The sequence below is a fragment of the Ignavibacteriota bacterium genome, from assembly GCA_019637995.1.
Lineage (GTDB): Bacteria > Bacteroidota > Ignavibacteria > Kapaibacteriales > UBA2268 > JANJTB01.
In genome coordinates this window covers 112,559-136,605 of record JAHBUQ010000002.1, presented here as the reverse complement: position 1 = coordinate 136,605, position 24,047 = coordinate 112,559, and the positions used below count along the sequence as shown (strand labels likewise).

At 34.4% G+C, this 24,047-nt stretch carries 20 protein-coding genes and 1 tRNA gene; 5 read left to right on the top strand and 16 right to left on the bottom strand.

Going from position 1 to position 24,047, the window contains the following annotated elements:
• The first annotated feature begins 58 nt into the window (after nt 1–58).
• Nucleotides 59–430, top strand: a complete 372-nt coding sequence (gene secG, locus KF896_06630; protein ID MBX3043374.1) for a preprotein translocase subunit SecG — start codon at nt 59–61, stop codon at nt 428–430.
• An 81-nt stretch (nt 431–511) separates the two neighbouring features.
• Here secG and serC read toward each other — a convergent pair whose 3' ends face one another.
• The 5 genes from serC to KF896_06605 form a co-directional block, all read right to left on the bottom strand.
• Nucleotides 512–1,594: a 3-phosphoserine/phosphohydroxythreonine transaminase gene (gene serC, locus KF896_06625; GenBank protein ID MBX3043373.1), complete on the bottom strand. Its 1,083-nt coding sequence runs from the start codon at nt 1,592–1,594 to the stop codon at nt 512–514.
• 182 nt (nt 1,595–1,776) lie between these two features.
• Nucleotides 1,777–2,871 carry a bifunctional diaminohydroxyphosphoribosylaminopyrimidine deaminase/5-amino-6-(5-phosphoribosylamino)uracil reductase RibD gene (gene ribD / locus KF896_06620; GenBank protein ID MBX3043372.1) on the bottom strand — a complete coding sequence of 365 codons (1,095 nt, stop codon included), beginning with the start codon at nt 2,869–2,871 and terminating at the stop codon, nt 1,777–1,779.
• Between the two features lie 2 nt (nt 2,872–2,873).
• Nucleotides 2,874–3,302, bottom strand: coding sequence for a hypothetical protein (locus KF896_06615; GenBank protein MBX3043371.1), 429 nt, complete (start codon nt 3,300–3,302; stop codon nt 2,874–2,876).
• A gap of 227 nt (nt 3,303–3,529) precedes the next feature.
• Entirely contained in the window at nt 3,530–5,173 is a 1,644-nt protein-coding gene (gene pckA, locus KF896_06610; protein ID MBX3043370.1) for a phosphoenolpyruvate carboxykinase (ATP), read from the bottom strand.
• Nucleotides 5,170–6,387 (bottom strand): pyridoxal phosphate-dependent aminotransferase, encoded by a 1,218-nt coding sequence (locus tag KF896_06605; protein ID MBX3043369.1) that lies wholly within the window; start codon nt 6,385–6,387, stop codon nt 5,170–5,172. The genes pckA and KF896_06605 overlap by 4 nt, the downstream gene beginning before the upstream one ends.
• 295 nt (nt 6,388–6,682) lie before the next feature.
• Here KF896_06605 and KF896_06600 point away from each other — a divergent pair, with 295 nt between their 5' ends.
• Nucleotides 6,683–7,051 carry a helix-turn-helix transcriptional regulator gene (locus KF896_06600; GenBank protein MBX3043368.1) on the top strand — a complete coding sequence of 123 codons (369 nt, stop codon included), beginning with the start codon at nt 6,683–6,685 and terminating at the stop codon, nt 7,049–7,051.
• On the opposite strand, the gene dacB is transcribed toward KF896_06600, so the two are convergent.
• Genes dacB through KF896_06575 form a run of 5 tightly spaced genes read right to left on the bottom strand, consistent with a single transcriptional unit; the run spans nt 7,034 to nt 13,011 of the window.
• Nucleotides 7,034–8,557 carry a D-alanyl-D-alanine carboxypeptidase/D-alanyl-D-alanine-endopeptidase gene (gene dacB, locus KF896_06595; protein ID MBX3043367.1) on the bottom strand — a complete coding sequence of 508 codons (1,524 nt, stop codon included), beginning with the start codon at nt 8,555–8,557 and terminating at the stop codon, nt 7,034–7,036. The two genes, KF896_06600 and dacB, sit on opposite strands and share 18 nt — an antisense overlap.
• 4 nt (nt 8,558–8,561) lie before the next feature.
• Complete coding sequence (locus KF896_06590) at nt 8,562–9,320, bottom strand: hypothetical protein (protein ID MBX3043366.1); 759 nt, start codon at nt 9,318–9,320, stop codon at nt 8,562–8,564.
• Nucleotides 9,317–11,149, bottom strand: a complete 1,833-nt coding sequence (locus KF896_06585; protein MBX3043365.1) for a protein BatD — start codon at nt 11,147–11,149, stop codon at nt 9,317–9,319. Before KF896_06585 ends, KF896_06590 begins: the two co-directional genes overlap by 4 nt.
• A 33-nt stretch (nt 11,150–11,182) precedes the next feature.
• Nucleotides 11,183–11,974, bottom strand: coding sequence for a tetratricopeptide repeat protein (locus KF896_06580; GenBank protein ID MBX3043364.1), 792 nt, complete (start codon nt 11,972–11,974; stop codon nt 11,183–11,185).
• Nucleotides 11,971–13,011, bottom strand: a complete 1,041-nt coding sequence (locus KF896_06575) for a VWA domain-containing protein (protein MBX3043363.1) — start codon at nt 13,009–13,011, stop codon at nt 11,971–11,973. The genes KF896_06580 and KF896_06575 overlap by 4 nt, the downstream gene beginning before the upstream one ends.
• Nucleotides 13,012–13,306: 295 nt before the next feature.
• Between KF896_06575 and KF896_06570 the strand changes: the two genes are divergently transcribed.
• On the top strand, nt 13,307–15,661 hold the full coding sequence (locus tag KF896_06570) for a T9SS type A sorting domain-containing protein (protein MBX3043362.1): 2,355 nt from the start codon (nt 13,307–13,309) through the stop codon (nt 15,659–15,661).
• Between the two features lie 72 nt (nt 15,662–15,733).
• On the opposite strand, the gene KF896_06565 is transcribed toward KF896_06570, so the two are convergent.
• The 4 genes from KF896_06565 to KF896_06550 all read right to left on the bottom strand — a co-directional run bounded on the left by KF896_06565 (nt 15,734) and on the right by KF896_06550 (nt 19,633).
• A complete protein-coding gene (locus KF896_06565) occupies nt 15,734–17,041 on the bottom strand; it encodes an oligosaccharide flippase family protein (GenBank protein MBX3043361.1) in 1,308 nt (435 codons plus the stop codon).
• 8 nt (nt 17,042–17,049) lie between these two features.
• Entirely contained in the window at nt 17,050–18,366 is a 1,317-nt protein-coding gene (locus KF896_06560) for an MFS transporter (GenBank protein MBX3043360.1), read from the bottom strand.
• Between the two features lie 86 nt (nt 18,367–18,452).
• Nucleotides 18,453–19,136 (bottom strand): M48 family metallopeptidase, encoded by a 684-nt coding sequence (locus KF896_06555; GenBank protein ID MBX3043359.1) that lies wholly within the window; start codon nt 19,134–19,136, stop codon nt 18,453–18,455.
• Complete coding sequence (locus tag KF896_06550) at nt 19,133–19,633, bottom strand: hypothetical protein (protein MBX3043358.1); 501 nt, start codon at nt 19,631–19,633, stop codon at nt 19,133–19,135. The genes KF896_06555 and KF896_06550 overlap by 4 nt, the downstream gene beginning before the upstream one ends.
• Before the next feature lie 103 nt (nt 19,634–19,736).
• Between KF896_06550 and KF896_06545 the strand changes: the two genes are divergently transcribed.
• Both KF896_06545 and KF896_06540 read left to right on the top strand, forming a co-directional pair.
• Nucleotides 19,737–20,549: a DNA/RNA non-specific endonuclease gene (locus KF896_06545; protein ID MBX3043357.1), complete on the top strand. Its 813-nt coding sequence runs from the start codon at nt 19,737–19,739 to the stop codon at nt 20,547–20,549.
• Between the two features lie 78 nt (nt 20,550–20,627).
• Nucleotides 20,628–20,701 (top strand) — tRNA-Asn (locus KF896_06540).
• A 391-nt stretch (nt 20,702–21,092) separates the two neighbouring features.
• Here KF896_06540 and KF896_06535 read toward each other — a convergent pair.
• Together KF896_06535 and KF896_06530 are read right to left on the bottom strand one after the other, a co-directional pair.
• Nucleotides 21,093–22,241 carry a SpoIIE family protein phosphatase gene (locus KF896_06535; GenBank protein ID MBX3043356.1) on the bottom strand — a complete coding sequence of 383 codons (1,149 nt, stop codon included), beginning with the start codon at nt 22,239–22,241 and terminating at the stop codon, nt 21,093–21,095.
• 55 nt (nt 22,242–22,296) lie between these two features.
• Nucleotides 22,297–24,012 (bottom strand): 4Fe-4S binding protein, encoded by a 1,716-nt coding sequence (locus KF896_06530; GenBank protein ID MBX3043355.1) that lies wholly within the window; start codon nt 24,010–24,012, stop codon nt 22,297–22,299.
• Nucleotides 24,013–24,047: the final 35 nt, after the last annotated feature.

Below are 24,047 nucleotides of genomic sequence, written 5' to 3'. Positions count from 1 at the left end.
TGTTAGAATGTTTTTTTGTATTTTTGTAGTCACTTTATTTTGTAATAGGAAAAATAAGATGTTAGCTTTACTTACAGTACTGATGCTTTTGATGTCGCTCTTATTGATTGGCGTTGTACTTTTGCAACCCGGTAAGGGAGATATGCTCTCAGGTATGGGAGGACTTGGCGGACAGTTTTCGAATATGCTTGGTTCAAGACGTGCGACCGACCTTCTTTCGAAGATAACAATCGGTCTTGCAGCAGGTATCCTTGTGTTATCTGTTGTAACCAACAAATTCTTTGTTGGTGGTGGCTCAGATGGTCCAAGACCTGTAACAGAGGGAGTTGTTATACCTAAAACTGTACCAACATCTGCCGAACAAACACAAATTCCTGTTCCTGTTCCACAGGAAGCTCCAGCAGAAACTGAAAATCCTGAGAAAAAATAATTTTTTGAAGAAAAATTTAAAATCAAAAAAGGAGGCTTGCAAGCCTCCTTTTTTTTTCATAATCAAGCATGAGACGGAATGTTATTTATTATTCTTAACAAATTCTTCCATAAATTTTGCAAGTGCCTGAGCAGATTCGATTGGGCTTGCATTATAGACAGATGCTCTGATACCACCAACCAGACGATGCCCTTTTAAGCCAATCATATTTAGAGCTTTGGCTTCATTTATGAATTTTGTTTCAAGCTCGGGTGTAGGCAGATTCCAAGTTATATTCATAAGTGAGCGGTCTTCTTTGTTTTTTACGGCGCCTTTGTAGAATTCCGGATAAGTGTCAATTACATCATAAATAACATTAGCTTTTTTGATGTTATTTTCTTTAATGGCAGCTACGCCACCTTGCTCAAGTATCCATTTGAATGTTCTTCCAACTGTAAAAATCGGAAGGCAGGGCGGAGTATTGAACATTGAATCATTTTCAACGTGAGTTTTGTAGCTCATCATTGTAGGAATGTTGGTCTTGCCTTTTTCTTCAAGCCAGGATTTTTTCAGAATAACAACAGTAACGCCTGAAGGACCGATATTCTTTTGAGCACCAGCATAAATCAAACTGCATTTGCTATAATCAAAATCCATTCCGAGAAAATCAGAGGACATATCAGCAACTAATGGTACATTTCCTGTATCAGGAAGAGATTTGAATTCAGTGCCATAAATTGTATTGTTTGTAGTAATATGAACATAGTCAGCATCCGGTGAGATGTTGAATTCTTTCGGCAGATAGTTAAAATTAGTGTCTTCACTTGTAGCGGCAACATTTGAAGTACCAAAGAATTTGCCTTCTTTGTAAGCTTTTTTCGCCCAAACACCTGTAAGAATATAGTCGGCTTTGGTATGATGAAAATTATAAGGAACCATCAAAAACTGCATACTTGCTCCACCACCAAGGAACAAGACAGTATATTCGTCAGCTGATAAGTTCATGATTTTCAATAAGTCGTTCTTTGCTTCCAAAACCACTGCGTCAAAATCTTTTGAGCGGTGGCTGATTTCCATGATTCCCATACCGAGATTATTGAAATCAATTACTGCTTCTGCAGTTTCTTTTACAACCTGAACAGGTAATATAGCCGGTCCGGCATTGAAATTATGTGCTCTTGCCATTTGAATTTCTCCTTTAAAAAATTATTATTTACCAATTTTAAAATTTATAAATCAGCATAAGAAAACGTTTTTTTCAAAATGCTGTATTACAATTACAAAATTAACTCTTTTAAAGATAATATCATAATTATTTAAGGAAATAATGACTTTTTTATCATTAAGTTTTAAAATATTGCTTAAGATTATTTTTTTGTATAAATAGCATGAATATCACCACCGCTTTGGTCAAATGAAATTAGTTCAAATTCATAAGCATCGGATATACTTTTTAAATCAATAAATTCAAAGGAATTTTTACAATTTCCAAAAATTTTTGGAGCGATAAATATCTGAAGCTCATCAGCTAAGTGTTGTTTAATGAAAGATGAAAAAAGAATGCTCCCACCTTCAACCAAGATAGAACTTATTCCGAAACTTTTCTTTAGCGATTCAACTGCATTAGATAATTCCAATCTACCGTCCTCGCCTGTTTTGACAGTTAGGATCTTGATGCCTGAAAGACCGAGATTTCTTGCTTTTCGGGATTTTGAAGCTTCTTCACTACAGCAAATTATAGTCATAGCATTATCTTCAAGTTTGAATACAGATAAATCAAGCGGTAATGATAAATTGCTGTCGCAAATCACTCTCATTGGGTTTCTACCCGAAACAGACCTGACTGTAAGCAATGGATTATCTTTGATTACAGTATTTTTCCCAACCAGAACTGCATCCAAACCACTACGAAGTTTATGAGTTCTGAGGCGGCTTTCTTCGGATGTTATCCACTTGGATTGTCCGTTTTTTAAAGCGATACAGCCATCAAGAGTCTGACCAATTTTTAATATAATATAAGGCTTTTGAGTTGTAATATTTTTTATAAAAACTCTGTTGCACCATTCTGATTCCTTCATGCAGATATTTGTTATGACTTCAATTCCTGCAGCTCTTAATTTTTCAATTCCCTTTCCGGCAACAATTGGGTTTGGGTCAGTGCAGCCGACAACTACTTTTGAAAACTTTTTCTCAATTATCAAATCAGTACAGGGTGGAGTCTTTCCAAAATGAGCGCAGGGCTCAAGATTTACATAAATTGTACAATCGGAAAAATCAATATCACCAGCATTTTTTATTGCTTCAACCTCGGCATGAGGCATACCGAATTTTGTATGCCAGCCCTCAGCAATAATTTTATCATTTCTTACAATTACAGCACCTACTTTTGGATTCGGACTTACAAAGCCGGAGCCGTTTTCGGCTAATTCGATTGCTCGAAGTATATACTTTTCATGTTCCATATTTACAGCTTGAATGGTAATATTATATGATAATCATCCGGCACGGAAGGTATGCTTAATCTTGCTTTATAGTCACCGGAAGGAACTTGTTTTTTCCAATTGTTTTTCTTGTTCCAGATAAATTCGTATTGGGTACTTTCACCAATTTGTTTAGGCTCGACATCCATTATGACCATCAAATAATTCATTTCAAAATCAGAATTAAAAATTAAATTATTCTTTTCATCAAATATTTCAACTCTGAAATTTTCGGAATTGGGAAGATATTCGCCTTCTCTTGGGCTTAGTCTTTCTGCAGTCATTAGGAATTTTATTTGTTCATTATCAGTAATTTCATACTTGGCTTTAAGTAGCATAAATTCACCCTTGCTTTCAATTTCTTCTGTTTCCTGTACAGATTTGCAGGATAACAATAGAATTGATACAGACATTAACAGCAATATATATCTTTTACAAATAATCATTATTATTTTGTCGAAAAATTAATGTTTGATAATTTACAAAAATAGCTAATTATAAAAATTTTAAGAAATATTATTTCCTTTTTTGATTAATTTAAGTCGAATATTATTATTTACTGCAAAAAAAAGGTTGACTCATTATGACAGCTATATCATATTTATGAGACAACCTTGTATTAATAATCATTTCAAAAAAATCAAATTCTGATTGGTCCTGCATTTATAACATCTTCAGGACATCCATCGGAGAATAACTTGAAGTTTTCTATATAGCGGGCTGCTAAACTGTCGTACTTCTTCCAGTATTCATCTTTATTGCCCCATGAATTTGACGGCTCAAGAACATCGGTCGGTACTTCAGGACAAGATAGTGGCACTTTGAAACCGAAAATTTTATCAGTACGGTATTCGATATTATCCAAATCACCATTGAGAGCTGCATTGAGCAGATTTCTTGTGTGACGTATAGAAATACGCTTTCCGACGCCGAATTTTCCACCGACCCAGCCGGTATTTACAAGCCAGCATTTAGTGCCGTATTTTTCCATTTTCTTGCGTAACAAATTAGCATAGAAAAATGGATGATGTACCATAAACGGCGCCCCAAAACAAGCACTGAAAGCTATTTCCGGCTCAATTCCAAGTCCCATTTCAGTACCTGCTATTTTCGATGTGTAACCGCTTATGAAATGATACATTGCCTGATTTGTATCAAGAAGTGCTATTGGAGGTAGAACGCCCGTAGCATCGCAAGTCAGGAATATAATATTCTTGGGTGGAGTTTTTGCCATCTTATCTTCCACAACATTCGGAATGAAATCGAGTGGATATGATGCACGTGTGTTTTCAGTCAGTTTGTCATCATCAAGGTCAATTTTGCGGGTAGTCGGGTCATAAACTACATTTTCGAGAATTGTACCAAATCTGCGTGTACATTCATAAATCTGTGGCTCATGTTCTCCTGATAAACGAATGACTTTTGCATAACATCCACCTTCAAAATTAAACACGCTTTCATCACTCCAGCCGTGCTCATCATCACCGATTAATCTGCGTTTAGGGTCAGCAGACAGTGTTGTTTTACCGGTTCCTGAAAGGCCAAAGAATAAAGCAACATCACCGCCATCGCCAACATTAGCAGAGCAGTGCATTGCCATAACATCTTGAATTGGAAGGAGGTAATTCATTACTGTAAATATTGACTTTTTAATTTCACCACCGTAACTTGAGCCAAGGACTAAGCCGATTCTTGCCTGAAAATTAAGTACAATTGCAGTTTCGGTACGGGTTCCATCAATGCGTGGGTCGCATTTGAATCCGGGAAGGGCAATCATAGTAAATTCCGGTATATGTTTTTTGTATTCATCACGTGTTTTTGGAAGAATAAACATATTACGTGCAAATAAACTCTGCCATGCTTTATCGGTTACAACTCTGATTGGTAATCTGTAATCAGGGTCAGCACCGGCATAACAATCCTGAACAAATAGTTCCTCGCCCTGCAAATATGACTGAACGCGGCTGAATAAAACTGCAAATTTATCTTCCGGAAGCGGACGGTTATAAACTCCCCACCAGACGTTATCATCAGTGCTGCCTTCTTTCACAATATACTTATCATTAGCGGCGCGGGCAGTCCATTTACCAGTATGAACCACAAGTGGACCACCTTCGGAAATATGAGCTTCGCCACGGAAAATTGCTTCTTCATAAAGCGCACTTGATGATAAATTCCAATAAACTTTATCTAATCCAAGCAAACCCATATTGGCAAGTTTAAAATCGCTTGCAAGTTCTCCGGCTTGCTTCGATGCAGGAGTTTCAAATTCTAAATATTTCATAGCCAATCCCTCACAAGTTTTCTTTCACCAATAAATATTTCGTTTGGAGCATCAGGGTCTAATGCCCATTTAATTCTTTCAATACCTTCAGTAATGTCTTTGACAGTTCCGCAGGTTGATAATCGCAGATATCCGTCCATACCAAATTCTATACCCGGTACAGTCAGAACTCTTACTTTATCGAGAAGCATTTTGCTTAATTTAGTAGAATCCTTTTCGTAGTAGCTGAAATCTGCAAAACAGTAAAATGTGCCATCCGGTTTGTATGCTTTGACTCCATTAAATGAATTAAGCCTGTCTATCATTATATTACGTTGATTTTCAAGAGTTTGCCTTAATGCTTCTACTCCGGACTGCACTCCATTGATTGCCGCCGCTGCTGCAACCTGCGTAATTGCTGAAGGACCTGAAGTCTGATGCGCCTGAATATTTGTCATAACCTCAACTAAAGCTTTATTAGCAACTGTCCAGCCAATTCTGAAACCTGTCATAGCATATTGCTTTGAAACGCCATTGACAACAATCAGTTTAGAACTTTCAGACAAATCTTTGGCATATTTATAACAATTAATTGGCTTCTTGCCGTCAAAAATCAAACGGTGGTATATGTCATCCATTATCAGCCAGATACCGCGTTTTTCGCAGAACTCAACTATTTCGGCAATAAACTGCTCTGAATACATTGCACCGGTCGGATTATTTGGGCTATTAATAATAATGCACTTTGTATAAGATGTTACTCTTTGCTCAATATCCTGCATACGCGGATAGAACGAGCCATCTTCTGCATAGACAGGCACAGGAACAGCACCAAGCATCTTCGCCATTTCGGTATAGCTTACCCAGTATGGAGCGGGGAAGAGGACTTCCTCCTGTGGATTAAGAATTGCCGCCAAAGCAACCATAAGAGATTGTTTGGCGCCACCGGATGCGATAATATTTTCCGGTTCGACTTTTCTGTTATAAAATTCTTCTGTATAGCGGATAATTGCTTTTTTCAAAGCCGGTATTCCATCGGCGGGAGTATATCTTATCTCACCGCTGTTGATTAATCCGGCCGCTGCAATTAATGCTTCAACCGGTGCTTTTGTCTTTGGCTCACCGCCACCGAGATGAATTACCGGCTCTCCTTTTTGCCTGAGAATTGCCGCCATCTCGTTTAGTTTTAGCGTCGCTGAAACACTAATGGACTTTCCGATTAAGCTTAAACTCATAATTTACCTAATTGTTTTTTCAAAAATCAGAGATTTTTTCTCTATATTAAATTATTAATTACTTCTTATTAAATATTGTTATATATATATTTTTCAATATTTGACAAAAACAAAAAGTAAAATTAATAATATTTTTAACTTTATGCAAATAATATTTTAATATTTTCACATAAAATTAACATTTTATGTTACAAAATACATTTAAACTTTAAAAAAGCATCAAATTTGACTGAAAAATATAGTAAACAATGTTTTTATTCGTTTCTAAAATTTTTTGAATTAATTTGATATTAAAATGCTAACAGACGATAATTTTGATGATAAAATGATTGCGGAAGTCGCTGCTTATGCAAGCGTACTTTCAAATCCTATGAGATTAATGATAATCAGAAAAATAGCTCTTGAAAATGAATGTATCACAAGTGACTTACAGTTGGATTTACCAATCAAACGAACAACAATTATCCAGCATCTTCAGGAACTAAAGAATATTGGAATTCTTCGGGGAAATATAAAAGGCAAAAAGCTATATTACTGTATTGACTATGAGAAGCTACATCAAATAAAATTGTTTTTAGATTCGGCACTATCGCTTCCTACTCCCGAATTTAATTGCTGTGTAGATTTGATTGATACAAATTCTATTTTACCTGTAAAATCCTGAAAGTCTCATTAAAATAAGATCTTGCAGATTTGTAGCCATTGTAATTGGAACGGTAAAATTTTGCATCATGATAGAGAAAGAAAATATTTCCCCGTCACCTGATGTTACATAGCCGCAAATTGCTGATACATTATTCATCGAGCCTGTTTTTGCAAGAACACTTTTTTCGGCTTTTGAGCGCGTCATCCTTCGTTTCAAAGTTCCCGGGTCACCCGGTTTTGCTAATGAATTCATGAAGTTCTCGCTGTATGGCGAACGATATATATAATTTAGTACTTTCACTAAATTATCAGGAGAAATTAAATTCAGACGCGAAAGCCCGGAGCCGTCAAGAATTCGGATTGTCTGGGTGTTCACTCCGGCTTTTTGCAAGTAAGACATAACAAATTCACTGCCTGACTCGAATGAGCCTGTTCCCGAGCTCTCTTTCCCCAATGTCTTAAAAAGCATTTCAGCCGCTAAGTTATGACTTTCCTGATTTACTATTGGAATTATATCTTTAAGAGATGGTGAATAAAATTCAATAATTGGATTAATTTGTGTATAATCAATATTTTCATGAAATGACGATTTTTGAAATACACCGCCTGTAAAACGAATATTATGCTCAATCAACTTGTTTTTAAATTGGTCTAATAGAAAATGAGTAGGATTATCAATGGTTATACTTACATTTTGAGATGTTTTTCGGCTTAATTCATAAGGTACTGAGCCTGTAAGATTAAGAATATTCCCATTTGGAGTTCTCGAAATAATAATTTTGTTATAATTGTCAGATACCGTTCTAATCGAATTAATTATCCGATAATAAGATGAAACAGGATATGGAGTCAAGCGTGCTGTAGCTCCGGCGGAATCTCCCGAAAATATATAAAAATCAACTCTGTTATCATTAAATGACAGCGCCGATACTTGTGCTGAGTAATAAAACGTGAAGTCATCCCAGGACCAACCGGGACCATAATATGTATCGTCGAAATAGCTGTCATCACCTATTAAATTACCATTGATGGATGTTATACCCAATGAATCCAACTTTCTGACCCAGCTATCAATTATTTCAAGAGGTTCTTTGTAAAAATATTTTGAAATTGTCGGATCACCAAGTCCGCGTAGGATTAAATTTCCTGCAAAAATGCCGTTTGGACTTAAATTGCCATCTAAATACATTTTAGTTGAAAACCGAAAATCTTCACCAAGCAAATCCAAGCCGGCGGCTGTAGTGATAATTTTCTGAGTTGAAGCAGGAATGAAATTTTTCGATTCATTATGCTGATAAATATATTCTCCTGTTTCCAGCGATTGTACACATATTCCTATATTGGCATTAGCAAAATCAGAACTTGAAATCAACGCATTTAAATCACTTCTCAGTACTTCAACAGGAATTGATTTGATTGAATCAGATTGAGCATTTGCAAGATTAAGTATTGAAAATAAAGAAAATGCAATTAATAATAATGATTTGCTGAGTATTGCAATATTATATCTTTTACCTGATTTCATTTATCTAAATTACTTCAATTTCGTTTTTCTGAATCCATCCAATATCACCATTTTCAACACGGATTTGAAGCCAACTGTCAATGCTTTCCCTGATATAAACTTTCGTGCCTTCATGAAGTATGAATAAGTCTGTCGAGCTTGGGTCAGGTGCACTTTTGACATAAACACTTGGATTAAATATTATTGCTTCGACTTTCGAATTTTCAAAGTGATATGCTTCATAGCCGAAATATACTGATATAAATATTGAGAAGAATGAAATAATTGTGATCAAAGATAAATATTTTCGGAAAGATGGCAAATTTGAGAAAAACAATATTAGAAGCGAAGTAAAAAATACCCATGAACTAATGACTGAAATCGTGCCCCAGACACCTGAATAGAAAAATCTGACAATAACTTCATACCACTCAATGAGAAATAATTTCGGTACCGGTTCAAATTTATCAACTATTCGCAAGTTTGCAAGTTTAAGATTGAAATTAATATCTTCATCGCCCGGATTCAGTTTTCTTGCTCTTTCATAATTCAGTATCGAAAGTGGGATTTTTTCAAGTCGGAAATAAGTATTTGCCAAATTGTAATATACTTCACTTTCGCGATAGCCCTCTTCAATTAACTGATTGTATAATTCAGCTGCTTCAAGAAAGCTGCCTTGGTTAAAAAAGTCATTCGCTTTCTTGAAATCATCGTCAGGTGCAGAAACCAAGAAACTAATACTTGCTAAAAATATTAAATTGAATATAAAAAGTTTAATTTTCATCTTAATACTCCTTCTAAATCAGTAATTGATTTTACTGCTGATTTATAAATTGAATTCATATCGTGATTTGATGCACTTGGAGCGTATCTTGCAAATTCAGCAGAATCGAGTGCATTTAAGAATTCATCAATCATAGATTCACTCACTCCTGATTCATTTAGAATTCTTCTGGCATTGTCTTTAGTAAGCTCGGAGGTATTTATAGCAAGTTTATCGCCTAAATAGCCCCACATCGCTTTGTTGATTTCTTCATAAAATTTATTCTGCTCAGATTTTGCCATATATTTTTTTGCAGTAGAAAGTCTTTTTCTGGATATTTTGGTTGCTCGTTTATTTTTAAATAATAAAATATCTGATTGTAACTTCTTACGTTTTCTGAGCCAGAAGAATATTATAAAAAAGATAAGAAGGGGTAATAAAAGCATAAGCCAAAACAAATCGGAGAACATAAAACTAATACGGTTTTTCTGCAAATTTCCGCTTGTTAACTTTATAAATCTTATGTCTTTTCCGATTAATTGCACTTCTTCTTTTCTAACACCTGAAACCACATTTCCGGAAATAGTTTTCTCGCTTTTGTCAACTGATATTTCAAATTCTGCTGAGCGAACCGAATTATATGAGTTATTGGTTAAATCAAAGTAGCTGAATATAACAGGCTCAATTTTATAAGTGCCTGCATTTCTTGGAATAAATAAATATTCGTAGGTTATGTTACCTGTCACCCCGCCTGCAGAAACTGATATATTGTCAATAGTTTTGGGGTCGTAAACCTCGAAATCGGGTGGAAAATTTACTTTAAGCGGTTCAATCAGTTTCATATTTCCTCTTCCGGAAATTTTGACTTTCAGAGTTAGAGGTTCACCGGCTTTTACACTGGATTTATCCAGCCAGGCATCCATTCCGAGATTACCGACAGCGCCTGCAAAATTATCGGGTTGGTTGCCGGGAAGGGATTTTACGTTAATACTGGAGGATTCTGATTTTGGTTTATATGGAAAGTCTCTGTAAGAACCTCCGAAGAACGGGTCATCAAAAAAAGAACTGAAAGGGTCGTTTCTTCGGCGAGATTGCACTTTCAAACGAGCAATAATATCAAATTCATAAGGTTCAATAGATAATTGCCCCGATCTCTGTGGAAATAAAACAACCTGCTTAATTACTGCAGCATTAAAAGGTACTCCGTTTACAATTTCTCTTTGCCAATTTACTTTGTCAATATTTAATTCCTGAGTCCAAAATCCGTTGAAAGATGGAATTTTAGAGGGATTAATCTGGACAATATTTAATTCCGGATGTATGAAAAGCTTATAAGTCGCAGTAATTTGTTCGCCCTGATAAACATCTCTTTTTGATACACTGAGTTTTACAAAAATATTATCTTTTAGAATTTGCATTGCCTGATCACCAAGAGCTTTCTCCTGATCGAGTTCTTGCTGACGTCTTTGTTTTTGCACGTCAGTTTCCGGAAGTACCTTGACCAAAACAGTATTTGATTTTAAAGTATTTCCATCGCTTGTGATTGTGGCTGAGCCAATAGTGAATTCTCCGGTTTTGTCAGCTGCAAGAACATAACTAAATGCAAGAGAGCGTTTCATAGCTCCATTAATAATTTGTATGTTTTGAGACTGACTTGGACCACTCATTACAGTAAATCCCTTGAAATCAGGTGCTTTGAAATTAGAACCTTCAATATTTAAAGTAAATGTAACCTGAAATCTTTCGCCTACTGTAACAGGATTCTTGCTGACAGTAGCATCGAAATCCTGTGCAATGGCAATGAAAGTGCCGGCAAATATTAGAATTAATGCTAAAGTTATGTTTTTCATATTCGTCTTTCAAATAGTAATACAAAGTAAATACTACCAGTTCCTTTCTATTTTGGCTCGCTCGCCTTTTTGTTTTTTTAGTTTCTTCTGCAATTCTTTTTCGTCTTTTTGTATAGCATTCAGCATTCTTTCGGCATCTTCCTTCGAAATTTGATAAGGTCTCGATTCGCCTTTATCCTTAGGTTGCTTATCAGATTGCTTTTCTTCACCGGAGTCGCCTTGGTTTTGCTGTTGTTTATTATCCTGATTTTGCTGATTATCTTGATTCCGGTTTTTATTTTGCTGCTGTTTATTATCCTGATTTTGCTGATTATCCTGATTTTGCTGCTGCTCTTGATTATTTTGGTCCTTGTTATCCTGATTTTGCTGATTATCCTGATTTTGCTGCTGCTCTTGCTGCTGTTGTAAGTATCTGCGTGCAAGTTCGAGATTATATCGTGTATCGTTATCCTCAGGGTTCAACTTGAGCGCATTTTTAAATGCTTTAATGCTTTCCTCGTAATTACCTTCCATAAATAGCGAGTTACCCAAATTATGGTTAACCGAGGCGAGGGTATTTTTGTCGAGGTTCATAGAACTCAGTTCTTGAAATTTTTGTTTAGCTTCCTCGTAATTGCCTTGTTTATAAAGTGCATCGGCAAGATTAAAGGTTGATTTAAGACTGCTGCCAATTTCCTGTGCCTTACGATACTTAATTTCAGCATCGTTGAATTTCTCTTCCTTGTAAAGCTTATTGCCTTCACGAATGAGGCTCTTTGAATCTTTAGAGCTTGCAAATTCTGTTAAGGAAAATATTAATAATATTATCAATAATAATAATCTCATTTTTTTGCTCCCATAAAATTCACGATTGAACTAAAAATACGATTTTTCTTTTCGGAAATAAAAAATTCAAGAGTCAAAAATATGACAACAATTAGCAAAAATATTTGAAATTTTTCATCAAATTCAGTAAACTTTTTTGTACCGAATTCTTCTTTTTCCATAGATGATAATTTATTGATAAGTTCAGATAAATTAACGTCCGATACATCTGCAAATACAAACTCGCCTCCGCTTGCAACCGCAATTTGCTGTAGGATTTCCGGGTCGAGCTTAGACATAATAGTATTTCCCTGACGATCTTTTCTGTATCCTGACATTCTTCCACCTTCGTAAACAGGTATTGGACCGCCGGAACTACTTCCCATACCAATTGTATGAATTACAATTCCCTTGTCTATAGCTTTGTTTGCTGCTGATATGGCATCATCTTCATGATTTTCGCCATCTGTAATAATAATCAGTGCTTTACTTTTTGTGTCATCATCAGTGAATGTTTCAATGGCAAGTTCTATAGCAGAACCTATTGCAGTGCCCTGAAGACTAACAAGATCAGGGCTGAGAGTTGATGTTATAAGCTTAGCGGCTGAATAATCAGTGGTTAGCGGGAGCTGAAGATATGATTTTCCGGCAAATATGATTATACCAAGCCTGTCATCTTCGAGTTTGTCAATAAGTCGCATGATTGCTTGTTTTGAGCGTTCCATACGATTGGGTTTTATATCTTCGGAGAGCATACTGTTTGAAACATCAACAGCAATAATAATTTCAACTCCCATTCTCTTGACTTCTTCAAGCTTTGTACCAATGCGTGGTCCTGCCAATGCGAGAATTACTCCTGTAAAAGCAACAATCAAAAATAAAAATTTCAATAAAGGTTTAAATCCTGTAAAATCAGGAATTAATGATTTGACGAGCTCCATATTGCCTATCGAAGAAAGTCTTTTACGCCTCCATCGCCTGAAAAGATAATATACGATAAACAAAACCGGTACTCCGGTTAGCCCGTAAAGATATTCAATATTTTCGAATTCAAACATTCATTATTATTTTAATTTTCCTACATCAATTAAAATTAGACGTTTTTTTTCTTTGCAAAGTGTAATTTGAGTATGTTGTTGTTGGGCTGTTTAATGATAGTCAATAAACCAATATTATCATTATAATTTCAAGTGAACTTTGTTATGATATTTAAATATTAATTTCTGTTTCAAAATAAAAGTATTATATTTGTAAAATATAATATTTATTTAAAAAATATTTTTAGCCTTTTGTAACAACAGGTTAAGTACATTTGCAAAGTGGTGTTAATTTTTATAATAATGGAGGGCTGTCATGTATACGGGAAATTTTGATTTTAGAAATTTTTTCAAGATTATATGGATTTTGATATTACCATTATTCCTGATTCCGGTGAACGTATTTTGTGATACTCTGAATGTAACAAGGTATTTCAACGAACTTACAGACTTTACCGGTATATTTGATTCTCCTAAATACGGATTAATAATATCAAACAGCACCGGAACATATATTTTAGATAAAGAAACAGGAAAGTCTGATAAAATACCCGGTTCTAATAATGGAAATTTCAGCAATTCTACAGTAATATTCGAATTCGAAGGAAATTTGTATTTTAATGACAAATGGAATAAATTATATATTTACGATGGAGACTATGCAAGGGAAATATCCTCAGGTTTGAAGTCTTATCTTATTTATAATGATAAACTTTATATGTTGTTTGATTTTGAACCAAGAATTCAGGTTCATACAAAAGATGAGATATTTTATACAAGTATAGGGGAAACCAATGATTCACCCATATCTGAATTAAAAATATTCAATGGGACAGTTTATGGGTATATGTGGCTTAACTGGTCAGGGAATGCGTATTTATTCAAATTTGTTGAAAATAGCCCTGAGTATCTGATTCATCCATCTTTCCAAAATTTTCCAATAAGTGGAAATTATGATATGGTAAGGGATTTTGTTGTTGTTGTTAATAATGAGATTTGGTTTATGTCATTTCAGGGGCTTTTTAAATTTACTCCTCCTGCCGGATTGAATACTGAATTTGATGAAAATATGACACTTGCCCGAATAAGGCATAATTCAATTGAACTGATTGATGAATATTTTGTCGGATATACACAAAACAATATATATTCATTCAATTTGAATACAAAAGAAGAAAAAATATTACTCGAATTCAGTAATTCAAACTGGAGATATAAGAAAATAATGGATTCGATATTCTATTTGATTGATAATGATATTTATAAACTGAATAAAAGCACAATGCAGGTAGAGCAAGTACTGCAAAGTGAATATGAAATCAAAACCTTTCATGTTTCAGATAATGGGTTGTTTGTGGCATATCAGGATAGAATAAACTGGTATTTTGGAAATGGAACTAAATCATTTGGTGGAGATGGCTTATATACAAATACATTTTACAGTTTGGCTCATGACCGTAAAAATGACAAGATTGTTGCACTTGGTAAATCAGGAAATCATTATTTATATCAAAGTTATGAAAATAACAAATGGAGCCACAGTTTTGTGCCTGATTCTGTAGTTCGTACAAGTTATAATGATAAATCAAATCTTGAAATAGACTATGATGGCAGGTACTTTTTCTCATTTAGAAATATTCTTGCTGTTAAAGATGGAAATATCTGGACCAAGCATAGTTTTCTAAGGGACCCGGACAGCGATAATCCTAATCAGAGAGAGAGCTATTATATTATTCTTACTGACTCTGCCGGAAATGTATGGATTAATTCAAATTTATCCGAATATAAATCAGATGGTAAGCATAGTCAAGAAAATTCATTATGGTATTATTCCAACAACAAATTCAATTTCCAAATAACTTCAATTTCAGATAGAACTGCAGGAAGACTTAAAAATGGAATTTGTATGCCAAATGGAACAATATATTTCGATGTATCAGAAAAATATTTTTTGAAATTCATGAACAACAGATTCTTTATTACTAAAGTGTCCGACGGAATAGACAAGCCATTTACCAATGATAGTAGAAGATTAGGGATATCAGCAAGTAACGAGCTGATTACTACTTATGATTATGTTAAAGGGTGGCAGATGGGCTATGGCAATTACACTTTGGAAGCAGGAGTTTCTGCACTTCGTTCAGATGATACCTGGGATCACGATACTTATATGGAAATTGCCCTCAAATACTTCAAAACTGCTGATTGGATGAGTGTACTGACTGATAAATACAATAATACTTGGTTGTACAGGAATGATAAATGGCTTAGGTTTAATGGTAATAATACATTTAAAAAATTTACTCCAAGCATTTCATCTCCTACTTTTAGTCCGGTTGGCAAAAAAGTTATTTTATTTAAAGGTGATATGTGGTTTGCAACAGATGGGAACGGATTATTTAAAGTCGAAGTTCCTGACCCGGTTACTTCTGTAACCGAAAACCATCAGGAATACAGGAAAGTTATTCTCTCTATCGAAGATAATTCAAGTATTCTACGTTTGCAGGATAAATATGAAAAATATTCTATTTGTGGAATTGATGCATCTCCAATTATTACCGGAGAATATAATAATTTAATAAATATTAGCACATTACCAAGTGGAGTTTACTTTATTGTTGTGGAATCGGACAATAATTATATTTTTGAGAAATTTGTTGTATTGAGATAAGTTTAATTAAATCAATAAATTATAATGACTTTTATTTGTGTGTGGCTTTGGCATTAAATCAGAGTTTTAAATTTATGATTTTCTAAATTTTGAGATAAACTTTAATGAGTCATTAACAGAGCGGAAAAGATCTCTAAATCGGAGTTCGACTATTCCGCTTCTGTTTACATAATTAAATGCTAATATCGAAAATGACATGTAAAATGCCACGTATCCAAATGGCATTAAAAACGGATTTCCAATTAAGCCGACTATGATAAATGAAATTACTGCTACAATAAAAGAAACGCTTACAATTTTCATTAAATCAAAGTGTTTTCCTGATGCAGTTATTACAAAATATAGAATATTAAATGGCAAAAACAGCGATGCAATAAGCATTATTTTGAAATATACAGAAGCATCGATGAATTTGGATTTCATCAAAAATCCTATTAGAAAATCTGCAAGTCCAAATGTAAGGATAGTTGACAGAATGATAAAGCCAACTAAAGTAAATGATACTGCTTTGCTGACTATTGATTTAAGTCCTGCTGCATTTTCTTCTGTAACATTTCTCACTGACGCCGGATAAACAAGTCCGTTTACACCATTCATTCCTTCCTCGAAAAACTTGAAAAGCGACTTAGCAGCTGAGTAAACTCCTATCTGGTCTAATGGAAAGAATAATTTCAATATTACTATATCAAGATATTTTGGAATTGTATTTATGGCATTTGTAAATGTAAATGGCAGACTAAAATTTACAATCTGCTTAATTCTGATATTTCCGGACAATGAAAATCTCAATTCTTTCAAAGATAACAACATTGCCACAACCGAACTTGCTGCAGTTCCTTTGAGATAAATTATTATAGCTTCATTAAGTGAAATTGAACTTTGCGAAAATTTATAGTTTAAAATTTCAAAAACCATAACACCAAAAAAAACAAAATTTGATATAAATATTTTGTAAATTTTGTGGTCACGAAGCATTAGTTTCAAGGCGTAAGTGCGGGGTAACATAAAAAGTGATAAGAGTGGCAGATATGGGGTAATCTCCATAAATCTCGGTTCGGACAGTACTGCAGAGAATACACTGCCAAGCATATATACAATCAACGACAAGCCACCTACAATTGCGATATGCAGTATAGCAGCGTATAGATTAACTTTGCTGCGATTCTCCGGTATGAAACCATACTGAATAATAGATTGCAAAGCAAAAGAATCACTTATTACAAATATCCATGTATTAAATGCAATTAAAAAGCCGAAAAGCGCCAAGTCTTCAGTGCCAAGAAGCGAAATTTGTATTAAATATACAAAACCATAAACTACATAAAGCACTTTATCGGCAAGAGTCCAACTTATTTTTCCAATATGATATTGTAATTGCAAATTATACCTTAAATATTCTTTGGCAGAGTGTTTCCGACTTCAATGATAGCTTGACGGAAATTAATTTTCATCAATAATATAAAACCCACTACAAAAAGGATACCAAGTGATAATATAGCAAATCTGTAAGAGCCGGTGAATTGCAATGAAATTCCAAATAGAAGTGGACCTATCCAGCTTGTGCCTCTTTCGCTAATTTCATAAAGGCTGAAATATTCCGATTCTTTTCCTGAAGGAATCAGATGTGAATAAAGCGAACGACTGAGTGCCTGAGTGCCGCCCAGCACTAAACCGATTACTGCACCAAGCCCATAGAATCCCGCTTCGGAATTCAGAAATAAATATGCGTAAGAAACAGCAATTATCCAGATAACAATACTAATAAGCAGTGCATTTTTTGTATTGATTTTTGAAGCCAGATAATCAAAAAATTTTGCTCCGCCAAATGCTACAAACTGTACCATTAAAATAACAGTCGTGAGAGTTCCGATATCCAGATTCAGAGCCTCCTGCCCAAATTGTGAAGCGACAACAATCACAGCCTGAACACCGTCATTATAAAATATATAAGCGACAATAAAAAGTAATGTTTTGGGATATTTCAAAGAATCCTTTATAGTTGATTTAATCTGTTTAAATCCAAAAATAAAGGTATTTTCTCCCGAAGGAATGCTCCTAAGAGGTCGAAATGATTTCAGTCTTAACATTGGAATAATAGTAAACACAGCCCACCACAATCCGGCTGATGCCATTGATATTCTGACAGCCATTCCGATTGTAAGACCGAATTTTTCCGCCTGCATGACAAGCACTAAATTTATGGCTAAAAGTAATCCGCCTCCTACATAGCCTACCGCAAAGCCATTTGATGAAACTCGATCCCGCTCATCGGGCTCTGCAATTTCATTCAAAAAGGCATTATAGAATATCATAGAAGCACCGAATGATAGGTTGGAAATAATCAACAATAACCCGCCTAACAGATAATTTGTCCCTTCTAAGAAATATAAACCCATAGCAGCAAAGGCTCCGATATAAGCAAAAATACCCAAAAGTTGCTTTTTACGGTTTGAATAATCAGCTAAAGCTCCCAGCCATGGTAGAAATACTACTTGTAGAATAACAGATAATGATACACAATAAGAAAAAAAAGATCCTGCAAATATCTCCATACCTAAAATACTGAGGTATCCGTCAATAGCGGCATTATCAGCAATAGTTGTAAGATATGGTCCAATGAAAACTGTTATTACACTCGTAGTAAAAGCAGAGACTGCCCAGTCATACATATACCAGCCACGTTGCTGTTTTAATCTATTTTCCATTTTGAGTATTTGTGATTTTAAAAAACAGTTAACGTAAGGCTAAAATATGAATTGTTACAAACAATGAATTTTGCCTGAGAATTTATTTACAAATCTAAATACTTGCCGTTATCTTTAAGCCATTGCCTCTTTTGTTTGTAGTCCGGAATAATATTCTCAACTATTTTCCAAAATTTATGAGAGTGATTTGCTTCAACTGTATGTGCCAGCTCGTGAATTATTACATAATCAATCACATCTTCAGGTGCCATAACCAGTCTCCATGCAAGATTAATATTGCCATGATTAGAGCATGAGCCCCACTTTGTCTGTGCCGAGGAAATTTTAACTGCTTTAAATTTAAAATTATACTGTTTGGCTAAATAATGTATTCTTGGTGCAAAATGATTCCAGGCAAGGTTTTTGAAAAGTCTTGAAAGATATTCCTTAGCCTGAGGTTGAATATTACTACTCAAATTGAATTTCCCATCCAAAAATTCGGCAGCATACTTGTAATTAGGTAATATATTAATTCGCCTCTCAATTCCTAAAAAGGGAATAGTGTCCCCATCATTAAATAATCTTTTTGGAGCTTGATTTTCTATGATTTTTTGCCGGGTTTTCTCAATCCAGTCTCTTTTCTCATCAATAAAATTATTGATATCCGAAATTGCCATTTTCAAGGGAGCAGATATAACCACATTTGCCTGTTTATCAATTCTGAGAGTTAATCTTGAGCCATTTACTCTCTTAAAGCTACTGACAATAGGGTCTATTTTTCTAACTATCATATTAATTTGTTCGGTAAAGCTCTTGGATTATGCTTGAGTAAAAAAGACTCAATTGTATCTCTAAAATTTGCAAATAACTTCATTTTGCCTTCATCTGACTTAAATTCAGCCACAGAAATTGTATGTTTACTTGAATTAAAGGACATTTTTAAATATTCCTTGTCTTCATTAGTATGCTTTGTACTTCCAAATTTGAATAGCTCAACATCTTCCCATTTAAAAAATACTTCTTTGTTATTTTTGAGATTTTTTTCGAGTATTCCTTCATTGCTAAGAGTAAATTCTGAATCATAAATCAAAAAATATTTCAATAATGACATATAAACAGCTATTATTAACATCAGAATAAAAATTGCAGAGAGTACATAAGGGAAAGCGGAATAAGAACTCAGAAAATAAAAAGTAATCAGGACAAGTGGTATCGCTGTGATTACCATTGCAAAAAGAAATTGGGAAATCCTTTTGTAATCTGCAACTTGAAATCTGAATACGTTCATTGAATTATTTTTTATTAAATACAAAATAATAATTAAAACGAATTGTTATATTAATATTGTTAATAGTTGTTTATTCTGCAATAATATTTATATATTTTAACAAATGAAGTCATCATATCTTCTAATTTTGGTGTTGGTATTAACAAGTTCCGGCTTTGCAAAAAGCGAGACAAAGGATTCTGTTATTTCGGCAATAATAAACTTGCATAGTCCCGCAGGTCTTCCTTATGATACTGACACAACAGATGATTACATTATATATCGGAGTCAGTATATCGTCAGCTATAATCCAAATTTCAATACCACAAACTGGGTTAGCTGGAACCTGAATGCCTCATGGTTTGGAAAATCAGGCAGATTCAGCGGCAAATTTGTTACAGATATGACCTTGCCTGATTTATTTATGCGAATAACACACGATGATTATACAAATTCGGGCTATGACCGCGGCCATCTTGTACGCTCGCACGAGAGAACCGTTAATGCAGATGATAATCGCTCAACTTTCTATATGACAAATATCGTAGCTCAAACCCCTGACTTAAACCGTGGAGTATGGCTAAAATTTGAGCGGTATTGTGAAGAACTTGCTATTAAGGAAAATAAAGAGCTATATTTATATGCAGGTGGTGTCTATAAATCCGACTCGACTATTGGCAGAGGTGTGAGAGTTCCCGACAGTTGCTATAAAATAGTTGTAGTACTGGAGAGAGGAGAAGGCGCCGAATGTATAGATTATAATACAACAATTTATAGTGTAATGATGCCGAACATTCAAGGAATAAGAAACAGTGAATGGGAAGAATTTGCTGTATCAGTCAGCCATATAGAGCAAAGCACAGGTTATAATTTTTTACCGGGGGTTCCTGAAGAAATACAGGGAATAATTGAGCAATATATCCATAAACCAAAATAATTTTCAAAATAATTTCCAAAATAAAAAAAATATTTTGTCAATTCAGAAAAAGTTCTTACTTTTGTAATCTCTTAAGATTCCCAAGTAGCTCAGCTGGTTAGAGCATCTGACTGTTAATCAGAGGGTCGGGGGTTCAAGTCCCTCCTTGGGAGCGTAGAAATGAAAGGGTTTCCGGCTGGAAACCCTTTTTTTATTGATTACAATATGCTTTACTCTCCATATTCTTTAAGGTCTGCGGCTCAGAATATCTCGGAAATTCAGGAGTTCAGAAGCTCCCAATTCCCTTAAAAATTGACAAATCCCGATCCCCGATTTGTGGTGGCTTGGATTTTCATTCTGCTATAAAGATTTAATCTCTTCGAGATTATTTCCTGTAATTCGTAATTGTTTTTAGTCTCTTCGAGATTATTTCCAAAGACAAAAATTTATCCATATTTCTCCTCGTACGAAGTTGTCAATTTGTTGTCGTGGGTATGATTTAGCTATTAATGGTACTCAATTACGTAGCTTTTTCCTAAACTCAGAGCCCAAAAACAATAAAATCTATATTCTGTTAATGACTACAAGTTTTCCGATTTCTGTGAGTTTTTGTGAAATTAATGAAATGATTTTAGCTCTTGGAATAAGTCCTCTTTGTTTGTAACTTATATCGTTGTTAGCCGGATTTATTGCACTACCCATAAAAATATTTACTCTGTCTGCAATCATCAGATAGTCATATAACTGCGTAACGGGGTTAGCGTCATCCATATCCTCGCGGTCTTCATCCATAATATTGAATAGCTGATTTAAAGTAACCAAGCCCTCAGTAACCAGATTTATACCATCAATTGTTGAAGCCGGAGGTGTTATACCATCATAAGAACTATTCTCAATTTTAACCGGCTTTTTTAAAATATCGGCAACGAGCCGTGCCGAAGTTGCACCGCATATTAACTTAATTCCTCTGGAATTGAGAAATGTCATAAGCTTTTCTTTGGTTAAGCTCTTATCTTCAGGTGGTCCTGTAAGCAGATTTACTATTACACCAAGTCTTAACGAAGCGCTGATTGTAGTAACATCATCACTTCTTTTTAAGTCTGATAGCTCAAAAGACTTATCCGTGATAATTTTAGGTAATTGCTTAATTGTGGCTTTCTTATGTAAATTAGAATTAATAAATTTGCAGATATTATCCACTCCCCATCCGTAGTCAAAATTAACTCCTAAACCTGCTTGTGTTACTCCATCGCTATATAATATTATCCCTTCATGTGGCTTCAAATAGCAACTTGATTCAGATATTATTGAAATTTCGCTGATGATTTTTCTCTGTGTTAAAATATTTGCCTGTCGGTTTGAAATAATAATTGACGGAGGCATCTCATAAGATAATATATTAACATAACCATCAGATTTGAACCTTGCAATTAAAAAAACAGAATATGGCAAATCTTCTTTAATGGCATTTTCCATAGTTGCAGCAACTTTTTCACAGCAATTTCTAAGTGAAAAACCTCTGCTTAATAATCCGGCAATTCGGGAGACACAGGTATTTGCGGCGATATTTGCTTTTATTCCGCTTCCTTTACCGTCTGCTATAATCAGGAGAGTTTCATTTTCATTCCTAATAACCTCAATCACATCACCACAAGGCAAACCTGTGTATTTTGGCATTTGGTTTTTTGTTATTTCAACATAGTAATAGTCCATAATGAGTACTTATCCTGCTTTTTGTCCTTTGAATCTTCTGAAATAAAAAACGTTATTAATCATTAGTCAATTTTAGTAAATTGTTTATTAACTCCTCGCTTTGAGCTGTGCTGTCACCAAGCAATTTTGCAATTCTTTGAGACATAATAATCTGGTGGTCAAGTAATTCAGTTGCTTTCAGAATAGTTTCTTTTTTTAGTGAATCAATTTTTTCCTTATTTGATATAACATTTGTAATATTTACAAAAACTCCAACAAGTTTCTTTTCTTCTTTTAGTGAATAGATAATATGATGGCAGATAATATTAAAATTATCATATTTTTTTGTAATTTCAAATTTATCATTCTCAGCTGAATTAAATTTGATGAAGGGCTCCGGGTCCATAATCATCGAAATTGGTTTTCCGATGTTGGAATTTGAGCACATAAACATCTTTCTGAAAGCTTGATTCATAGCAATAATATTATAATTATCATCAACAATTACAATACCATTGGGGCTTTGCTGTAAAATCTTATCAGCTTTAGTTTCGGAACGTTTTCTAATAAATGAAACGCACATTTCAGGTTCAGCCATTCCACTTAGTACAGCAATAGCTTTGTCGCGGCATGAATCGTAACCGCAGGAAGTACAATCAAGTCTGTCTTCAGGATTTGATTTCCCAATTTTTTCAAGAACATTCAAAATCTCATCTTCTGTATAAATTGGCTGCTTGATTGATAAATTATTGTTAAATATGGTTCTCAATTCAGGTTTTTCATGCTCGACACTGTTTAATTCAAATTCTTTTTTATTGAAATAATTAATCAGATTGTTTTTTCTTTGATAAATATTGGTTTTTGTACTGCATCCGGGACCATTGATACAACCATGCTTACAGAATAACGCTTCCACAATTACAGGTTTTTGAGTTTCAGCCACGTAATCAATAATATTTTTTATTTCTTCAATACCGTCAGCACTTAAAAATTCATTTGAAAAGCTTTCAGTTTTCATATTTGCTGCTTTAAGGAAACCGCTAAGAGCAGGGAAAAGTTTTTCATTATCGCCCGCAGTTAAATCAAAACTACTTTCTTCAAAACGTGCCTGTTCAATTGAAAATTCATTGAATAAATCATACATTTCATCAAATGTTAAAACAGCATCAAAAAGATTACGATTTTCAATTCTGACGGATTCATATTTTTTAGCTATGCAAGGTCCGATGAAGACAATATTCCAATTGTTACCTAAATGATTTTTCAAATACTCTGCAGTTGCCACCATGGGAGATTTTACTTTTGCGAGATTTCCAATCGCATGGGGCTGATATTTTTCAACATAACTGACAACAGCGGGACATGATGATGTAATAACAGAAGATTTACTTTCTTTGTGATATTCCAAAGTAGCATAAGCAACATCTGAAGCAAAAGATGCAGCTTCAGCAATATACTTAAAACCGATATACCTTAAAACTGAAGCTAATCTTACAGACTGCCATGGTTCCATTATAGCAGCATAAGCCGGAGCAACAATTACAGCAGTTGGTTTATCTGATTTAAGCAACTCCTGAACAGTAAAAATATCATTTCTGTAGGTTTTTGCTGATTGTGGACATTCATTAACACAATTACCACACACAATACACTTTTCCCAATCAACAAATGCCTGCGAGTTTTTGATTCTGATTGCTTTTACCGGACAAACCCGAACACAACGATTACAGTCAAGACATTTTGCCTTATTTGTATATACTATTTGCAGTGAACTTTCTTTTTCCGATATCATAATAATGCTCCATTTTTTTATAAAAGTCGGCAGGG